Origin of the sequence: Sodalinema sp. (genome assembly GCF_046483825.1) — a bacterium.
In the GTDB taxonomy this organism is placed as follows: Bacteria; Cyanobacteriota; Cyanobacteriia; order Cyanobacteriales; family Geitlerinemataceae; genus Sodalinema.
This window is the reverse complement of the sequence record NZ_JAWOCL010000238.1, coordinates 1-8,359: the sequence shown is the minus strand read 5'-3', so window position 1 is coordinate 8,359 and position 8,359 is coordinate 1. Positions and strand designations below refer to the sequence as shown.

General features: G+C 52.3%; 6 protein-coding genes and 1 tRNA gene. 2 read left to right on the top strand and 5 right to left on the bottom strand.

All coding sequences use genetic code 11. The features are described from left to right. Positions 1-31: 31 nt before the first annotated feature. The 4 genes from R6U67_RS15335 to psb32 all read right to left on the bottom strand — a co-directional run bounded on the left by R6U67_RS15335 (position 32) and on the right by psb32 (position 4,186). Positions 32-103, bottom strand: a tRNA-Val gene (locus tag R6U67_RS15335). Between the two features lie 271 nt (positions 104-374). After that, positions 375-1,103, bottom strand: a complete 729-nt coding sequence (gene radC, locus R6U67_RS15330; protein ID WP_410253354.1) for a RadC family protein — start codon at positions 1,101-1,103, stop codon at positions 375-377. A gap of 95 nt (positions 1,104-1,198) precedes the next feature. Continuing rightward, positions 1,199-2,914 carry a hypothetical protein gene (locus tag R6U67_RS15325; protein WP_410253353.1) on the bottom strand — a complete coding sequence of 572 codons (1,716 nt, stop codon included), beginning with the start codon at positions 2,912-2,914 and terminating at the stop codon, positions 1,199-1,201. Between the two features lie 531 nt (positions 2,915-3,445). Next, positions 3,446-4,186 carry a photosystem II repair protein Psb32 gene (gene psb32 / locus R6U67_RS15320; protein WP_410253352.1) on the bottom strand — a complete coding sequence of 247 codons (741 nt, stop codon included), beginning with the start codon at positions 4,184-4,186 and terminating at the stop codon, positions 3,446-3,448. A 158-nt stretch (positions 4,187-4,344) separates the two neighbouring features. On the opposite strand from psb32, the gene serS reads away from it, so the two are divergent. Continuing rightward, a complete protein-coding gene (gene serS, locus R6U67_RS15315) occupies positions 4,345-5,625 on the top strand; it encodes a serine--tRNA ligase (protein ID WP_410253351.1) in 1,281 nt (426 codons plus the stop codon). 124 nt (positions 5,626-5,749) lie between these two features. After that, positions 5,750-6,448: a HupE/UreJ family protein gene (locus R6U67_RS15310; RefSeq protein WP_410253350.1), complete on the top strand. Its 699-nt coding sequence runs from the start codon at positions 5,750-5,752 to the stop codon at positions 6,446-6,448. 3 nt (positions 6,449-6,451) lie between these two features. On the opposite strand, the gene R6U67_RS15305 is transcribed toward R6U67_RS15310, so the two are convergent. Then, a complete protein-coding gene (locus R6U67_RS15305) occupies positions 6,452-8,056 on the bottom strand; it encodes an MBL fold metallo-hydrolase (RefSeq protein WP_410253349.1) in 1,605 nt (534 codons plus the stop codon). Between the last annotated feature and the right edge of the window lie 303 nt (positions 8,057-8,359).

Genomic DNA, 8,359 nt, shown 5'->3' with positions numbered 1-8,359 from the left:
CGTGATTCTATTCTCGTTAAAAAAAAATAAATGGGCGATACTGGATTCGAACCAGTGACCCCTTCCGTGTGAAGGAAGTGCGCTACCACTGTGCTAATCGCCCATAGACTCCCATTATAGCCGAAGCCGCAAAGTTTGGCAAGAGGGGGAAGAAGGCAAGAGGCAAGAGGCAAAAGGCAAGAGGCAAGAGGGGGAAGAAGGCAAAAGGCAAAAGGCAAGAGGCAAGAGGCAAGAGGCAAGAGGCAAGAGGCAAAAGGCAAGAGGAAGGGAAATCATGATCTGTTCCCTGTTCCCTGTTCCCTATTCCCTGTTCCCTGTTCCCTATTCCCTGTTCCCTGTTCCCTGTTCCCTGTTCCCCGTTCCCTTCTCCTCCCCTATTCCTGTGGTACATCCTGCCACAACCTCGTTTGCTGACGTAAGCTGGCATAATTGCCATGACCGAGAATCAAATGATCGAGGATGGGAATCGAGAGAATCTGACCAATTTGTAGAAGACGACGAGTTAAATCGAGATCCTGCGGACTGGGACTGACATTGCCCGTGGGATGATTATGAGCCACGATCGCCCGATTGGCCCCCTGACGAATCACCTCCCGGAAAATATCCGGCGGATGAGCCAGAGTTTCCGTCGCCGTACCAATCGTTAACACCTGAGTTCCCAAAACGCGATTGCGGACATCCAATAACAACACCGCAAAGCGTTCCGCCTCCTGCCACATGAGATCATGGCTTAAATAGGCCACCGCCGTCGCCGGATCTTCAATCACCTGACGTTCCGCCGGACGAGTTTGGAAGGCCCGTTTCCCCAACTCGATCGCCGCCACAATCGTCGTCGCCTTCGCCAAACCAATCCCCGGAATTTGCATCAACTCCTGAGGCGACACCGTGCGTAACACCTCCAACGGTTCCGGACTGCGATCGCCCAACTGACGTAAAATTTCTTGTCCCAACCCCACCGCCGAAAGATTTTCACTGCGAGCCCCCGTTCCCAACAAAATCGCCAACAATTCCGCCGTGGCCAAATGATTCGCCCCCGAGGCCACCAGGCGTTCCCGAGGACGTTCTGTAGCCGGCATATCTGCGATGCGAACGTTATACCCCATGACTGATCTCACCCTGAACTGCCCGAAATTGCCCGCCATTCTAAACGATGCTCCCAGAAATGTCCCTGAACACCCGTCAATTTCCGTGATTCCACCTAATTCTGGAGTCTCAAATTCACCTGACAAGACCCCTCACTGCTGACAGAAACACTCAGATAGCTGGGCAACTCCGGCGGCGTCAGCGGATAGTCAAACGGCCCCTGCGAGAGCGGAAACGCCTGTTGCTGTATCGCTTGGCCCCTTCGATTGTGAAGTGTAATCTGTAGCTGTCCCTCTGACGCCGCCGGATCTGAACAATCCGACTGAAGTTGTCCCCGAAGCGAGTCCGTTCCCGTCAGCGGTGAGAGATGTAACACCGATAAGGGTGTTTCTCCCGATATCTGATACTCGCCAGCCGTTTTCGTCACCGTTGGCCCTGGGGGAACCGCTAACCAGCGTCGATGTCCTTGATAACGCGGCGCGATCGCCTCCTGCATCTTCGCCAACGTCTCAATCGCCGTCGCCAGATCCGTATCTCGTACCCGCCGATAGAGTCGAACATCGAGATCCGAAAGGGGAAAACTGCGATTTAACCGCAAAAAATCCCGAACCAGAGTCCATTCCTGATTAAAGGCCTCAGACACCACTCGGACTACCGTTTGTTCTTCCGGCCGCAACGTATATTGAAACGAATCGGGAACCACAACCGTATTGGCCCGCAAGAGATCCCGCAAGGGATAATCATCACTCGAATCCACTTGAGGAACCCGTAACACCGACAGTTGCACATCATCAGGATAGAGTTGTCCTTCCGCACTGCGAATGAGATCCGGGTTAATCACCTCAGACGACGCCGCGATATAGACGGGTTGGGGCATATCTCGTAATGCGGCCACTAATACCCCCACCTCGGCCATATCCTCGCGCACTAATGGCGGATAGCCCTCAGCTAATCCCGGAACTTGGGGCAACGATAAGGGAGTTAAACCCATCACCGCATTCAATCCTACTAAGATCCAGACTAAAACGCCGACCCGTCGTGTTTCCCAGATTAAGGCGGCAATTCCCCAGACGAGAAAAGGAGCAAAATGGAGTGTGTAATGGACATGAGTGTAGCGAACCACTCCCAGCCAGAGACCGATTTCCCAGAGGCCAACGAGAAAGGGAAAGGCTCCCCGTTGGGAATCTTGAATGGTCAGCCAGCCCAGGATTGCTAATCCCCAAAGGAGCCAACCGGCGCCGTTTCCGTAGTAGTGTAAGACCTCGGGAATTGGATAGGTAAAGGAGGAATAGAGCGCTCGATAGTTGCGGGTGAGACTGTCTTGTAAGAAATTGGGCATGGCGATCGCCAACGTCAAGAGAGCGGAGACCCCGATGGTGGTGGCTCGTAAGATTGTGGCGGCGATCGCCCGTAGTCCCCATGACCAAAAACTCGTGATTTCCCACATCAACATGGCAGCCAAGAAGGCGACAACGCTATAGGCAAAATGACGACGAAAAGCGATCGCCCCAGCCAACAAGATTCCCACCAGTATCAATGTAAAAACTGTTTGCAATCGGACTTTAGCGTTAGATCGATGACTTTTGAGATAGAGAAATATCCCCAAGCAAATTAGCGTCATTCCTCCTGTATCGGGTAAGCCTCGCAAACTGGTTGCTAGGGTAAACGGGCTTAAAAGACTCAGAAATACGGTTCCCCAAAATACCGACCGAGGCGGCGCTTGGATGATTTGAGTTGCTACAGCACCTAAGCTTAGAGAAAAGGGAAGTAGGTAAACTAAAACCAAACTGAGAATGTAGGTGAATCGAGACAGTCCAAAGGCATCAAGCACGGGCAAAAGTGGAGCAGTAAATAATAGATTATAAGAGGTTGTATCTCCCGATGAAAAAATAATCGTAAATGCTTGGTATGGGGATTCTTTATAAATATCAAAGATGTACTCAGTAAAGTATTGATAATTTATGAAATCTGACCAGTAATAGGTATTTTCGCGAGAGATATAGAGTATTGTAAATAGGCATAAGTCGAAACATAGTATCACAAAACAGGTTATGTGAAACCCCCTTTTGTTGTGATTAAATAGAGACAACTTATTCATTTTAGTTAGATTGTAGTGATAAACAAAAAAATAGGAAATACACAAAGTTAGGTATGGTTATTTCTCTATTTTCTATTAGTTGCCAATCCCAAGACACTCTTTTTTATAGTATTTTAATCACTGAAAACAGTAACCTAAATCTGTATAGTTTAGGTGGGCAATCGATTGCCCACCCGACTGAGTCTCGATGTTGTCACCCGTTCGGTTGATCGGAGTATCCTGTATCTTAATCCTTGTGAGAGACCCAATCCCGATCAAAAACCTCTAAGAATACAGAGCATAGTAGGTCACCATAGGAATTACCGTCGCCGCAATGAGTAGCACAATAACAAACGTCGTGGCATCACTGCGTTTTTCCGCCGTTTCCTCCGCCGTTGCGAAGGTTCCTTCGACTTGTACCTCTTTGACCTTAAGTTCCGGCGCACCGGGATCAGGTTCTCCCGAAAGAACAGCCACCAGGCGATCTTTGGCATCAATGAAGGCTTCATTGTACTTATCACCTTCGATGAGAGGATACAGCACCGTTTCCTGAGCGACACTCTTGGCAATCTCAGGCGTAAGTTGCTCCGTGAGTCCCGCTCCGACACGAATCCCGGCGTTATTCGTGACCACATCTAGGGCAATCAGCACCTGATTCGCTTGCTCCTCAGCGGTCGGAAACCATTTCTCAAACACCTTATCGGTAAAGCTTTGGATGGTTTCACCATAATCGACGTGACGGACGGTGACAAAGCGAACCTCAGCGCCGGTTTGCTGCCGCAGTTCCGTCAACGCCTTAGCAATTTGGATCTCGTTGATCCGACTGATGCTATTGCCTTCATCGACAATCCAAGTGTCTTCACCAGCGGCGACGAAGGGCATATTGTAAACACTAATCGCTAAAGCCGGGGGAGTCCAGACCCAGAGTGCGATCGCCGCGATCGCCGCCAGCAACCCCAGCCAGCGCCCTTGTGGGCCGCGATCGCCGTCATGAGCGGTCGATCCTGTAAATACTGTTTTCATCATTGGTTTCTTATCAAAAAATTGCGTCATTCCTCTAGGATACAAAGCGATCGCCCCTGCCGTTGCCTCTGTTAACAATGTTCTCAAGTCTGGGAACATGGCAAAATACAGGTCTGAGATCTTGCTCAGCCATTGCTAACCTCTATCTCTAACCGCGCACTGTGCTAGACATCAAACTCATTCGAGACAACCCCCAAGCCATCCGAGAGCAACTCGCTCGACGGGGAGATCCCTATGACTTAACCCCCCTTGACGCACTCGATCGCCAACGACGGGAACTCGAAACCGAGCGATCGCAACTTCAGGCTCGCAGCAACGAAATCGGCAAAGCCATCGGCCAGAAAATGAAATCCGGGGCAGATCCCCAAAGCGACGACATCCAAAGCCTCAAAATCGAAGGAAACCAACTCAAACGCCAACTGGCGGAACTCGAACCCCAGGAAAAAGAGATCAGCCGCCAACTCAACGCGCTGCTCCTGTCGTTCCCCAACCTCCCCAGTCCAAGCACCCCCGACGGAGACAACGAAAACGACAACGTCGAAGTTCGTCGCTGGGGAGACGAATACAAACCCAGCCGCGAGGGGATTCTCTCCCACATTGACATTGGCGAAGAAATGGGGATTATCGTCAGCGATCGCGCCGTCAAAGTCGCCCAGAGCCGTTTTATTGCCCTCATCGGTGCTGGAGCCGCCCTCGAACGGGCCTTAATTAGCTTCATGCTCGATCAGCAAATTGCCGCTGGCTACACCGAAGTGATGCCCCCAGTGCTGATTAACAGCCGTTCCCTCGAAGCCACGGGCCAACTGCCGAAATTTGCCGACGAGAGCTTCAAATGTGACGCCGACGATCTTTGGCTCTCCCCCACCGCCGAAGTTCCCCTCACCAACCTCTACCGCGACGAGATCCTCAACGCCGAGGAACTTCCCATCCACCATTGTGCCTATACCCCCTGTTTTCGCCGTGAAGCGGGCAGTTACGGCAAAGACACCCGAGGCTTAATCCGGCTCCATCAATTCAACAAAGTTGAACTGGTGAAACTCGTTCACCCTGAGCAGTCTGAAGCCGAACACCAAAAACTCGTCGCCAACGCCGAAGCCATCCTGCAAGCTCTCAAACTCCCCTATCGCGTCATCGAACTCTGCACCGGCGATCTCGGCTTCAGTGCCAACAAATGTTATGACCTGGAAGTGTGGCTCCCCTCCGCCGGAACCTACCGAGAAATTTCGAGTTGTTCCAATTGTGGCGACTTCCAAGCCAGACGGGGCAATATCCGCTTTAAGGAGAAAGGCAAAAAAGGAACCCAGTATGTCCATACCCTCAATGGCTCTGGCTTAGCGATCGGCCGCACCATGGCCGCTATTCTGGAAAACTATCAGCTTGCTGATAAAACCATCCAAGTTCCTGAGGTGTTACAACCCTATCTCAAACGGGAGGTTCTTTAACTCCTCGATATCCCCAAGCCAAGATACCCAAGCCAAGATACAGGGCCGACGGACAACTGCTAGAATCCAGAGGACATAGACTCGGCTCTGTTTAGTTTTAATAAGGACATAACCTATAGTGTTGATGCAGTACAAATCCCAATTGACCCGTTACAAATCCCTGGGGCTGAAACTCACCGTCGGCCTGACCTTGACCGTTTTGACTTTAGTCGGAAGCAGTCAAACAGTCTTGGCTCACCATCCCACTGGAGGCAAAACCCCCAGTACCGTTTTTGAGGCCCTACTCTCAGGCTTTGGCCATCCGATTATCGGCTTAGATCACTTGGCGTTTGTGATTGCCAGTGGCTTACTGGCGACTCAGCTACGTCGGGGTTGGATCATTCCGGTGGGGTTTGTTCTCACGGCGATGCTGGGAACGGGCCTCCATCTCCAGGCGGTCACCTTGCCGATGGCTGAGATGTGGATTGCTATTTCCGTGATTGTTGCTGGGGGATTGATTGCCAGCGAAAGTCAATGCCAATCGTCTGATTCGTCTTTCTCTGAATCGTTTGGCCTGACTCTGGCGGTGGCGATCGCCGCTGCGGTGGCTGGTCTGTTTCACGGCTATGCTTACGGTGAGTCGATTATTGGCGCGGAAATGGGTCCGATCGCCGCCTATTTGACTGGGTTTACGTTCATTCAATTGGTGATTGCCGCTGCAACCTATACCCTGGTGCGAGTCACTCTATTCTCGTCTCAATACCGCCGCGCCATCTTGCGTGCTTTAGGTCTGGCTATTAGTAGTTTCGGCCTTGTGGTTCTGGGAACTGGCCTGTTCAGTTAAGGCTCACAGCGGTTCAAAGACGGGACAGGTTCCGTCAGCGGTGACCTTAAAGCCGTAAAGCGGGGAGTTCTCGTTGAAACATTGTTGAGCGCGATAGTAGGCACAATTGGCACAACAAGGAAGGCTCGGGGGAATTTGCAAGGCTCGTTCTCGCCCCAAGAGTTCTCGTTGGGAAATCCCCCGTAGCACCAACTCATCCCCTTGCCAGCGGGTTTCCACCAGTCCAGTATCGGCGAAGTGATGCCAGCGGGAATCCCGGCTGAGGGCTTTATCGAATTGTACGGTGACCCCCCTGTTGCTCTCGCTGACTTCCCCTTGATAGCGAGAGTCGGGCAGTTCCGGCTGTGGACGTTTGTCTCGTAGGGGCAATTGCACCAGTTTCCCGGCGGCGGGACAGTGAAGTTGATAGCGGCTACAGAGTTCGTCGAGGTTGGCTAAGTCGGCTAGATAGTTGGGGGAACCATGAACGAACACGATATGTTGTGGCCGCAGGTTATGGATGAGTTGGCTGGTTCCTGAGCGATCGCAGTGGGAACTGAGAAGATAGGTTTCAAGCTCGATGCGGGGATGCTCGTCTAGGTCAGCGTCGGGATCGCCATGGCCGGGATGGAGGGGGTAGAGAATTAGCCAAGATTGGTCCGGGTTGGCATTCACCTGTTTGGTACAAAGGCGATGCCAGTCGCTCTCGATGTCCGTCAGAACAAGGGTGGGAACCTCTCCCAAGCTCACGTCTGGGGTGAGTCGGCGCATTCGCGGCCGGATGCGATCGTCCCAGAATAGGGGTTGATGACGGGCGAAGTTTTGGACGGCGGTGGGAAGATGGGGGAGGAGGTCGAGGTAGCGATCGCAACCGGCGGCCAGGGATGCGTCAACCCAGATGTCGATGTTGCGGCCGGTGAAGTGATGGTGCGATCGCAACAACATCAGCAGTTCTTGCCCTAATCCCAGTCGGGGAACAGGCATTAGAATCAGGTGTTGCTCAGCGAGGGCGCGATTGATGCGTTCGGCTAGTTGGTTTTCTTGAGTCCGTCGCCGGGGATAGCGGGCGGTTCCATAGCTTCCTTCGGCGATGAGAACATCGGGGTGCCAGTTGCGGACTTCTTCGAGGGGGAGGCCTTCAGCGAGGCGAGAGTTGGAGAGTAGAAAGTCGCCGGTATAGACGACGGAATAGGTGCGATCGCGACCATGATAGGTTAGACGAACGAGAGAGGCTCCCGGCAAATGTCCCGCTGGGAACAGTTCTAGCCACAAGTCTTTGGCAATTTCGATCGCCGTCCGCCAAGGTAAGACCTGGCACAAATCAGCCACATCTGGCACATCGAGCCAGTTCAGGGACAACAGTTGCGCCGTCACCTCACTGGCGTAAATGGGCAGTTGCGGCCGCGCTTGATGTAGGCTTAACAGTCCCCGAGCATGGTCACTGTGAGCATGGCTACAGATGACACAATCAATGGTAGCGGCCTCGCCATCGGCCGGCTCAAGCAGGGGAGAGAGATCCTCGATGCCACAGTCGAGCAGCACCTGATAGGGACCGAGCCGCATTTGCACACACAGCCCCTCCTGGGCATGACCGACACCGTAGGGTAGACATTCAAGCTGAAGGCTCACGGATGGCTGTCGCAGTCCTTGAAAAGTATCCCCCCATCCTAACAAGTTGTACTCGTTGCTACTAGATGCCCTCGGCGAATTGTTACGAATTGATAAATCTCCATTTTATGGTTGACAAAAATATAAAAGTGTGCAGTCAATCCATGTCATCGTGATAAAGAGCTAAAATACAAAAGTTATTGCCTATTGCCCATTGCCTATTGCCCATTGCCTCTCGCCTATTGCCTCCCTATTCCCTATTCCCTATTCCCTGTTCCCTTCTTTTGCCTTTTGCCTCTTGCCTCTTGCCTTTTGCCTTCTCTT

What these genes read in the sequence shown, in the direction of transcription:
- radC (WP_410253354.1), bottom strand. Translation starts at nt 1,103, where the DNA reads ATGGGGTATAACGTTCGCATCGCAGATATGCCGGCTACAGAACGTCCT.
- psb32 (WP_410253352.1), bottom strand. Translation starts at nt 4,186, where the DNA reads ATGATGAAAACAGTATTTACAGGATCGACCGCTCATGACGGCGATCGC.
- R6U67_RS15310 (WP_410253350.1), top strand. Translation starts at nt 5,750, where the DNA reads ATGCAGTACAAATCCCAATTGACCCGTTACAAATCCCTGGGGCTGAAA.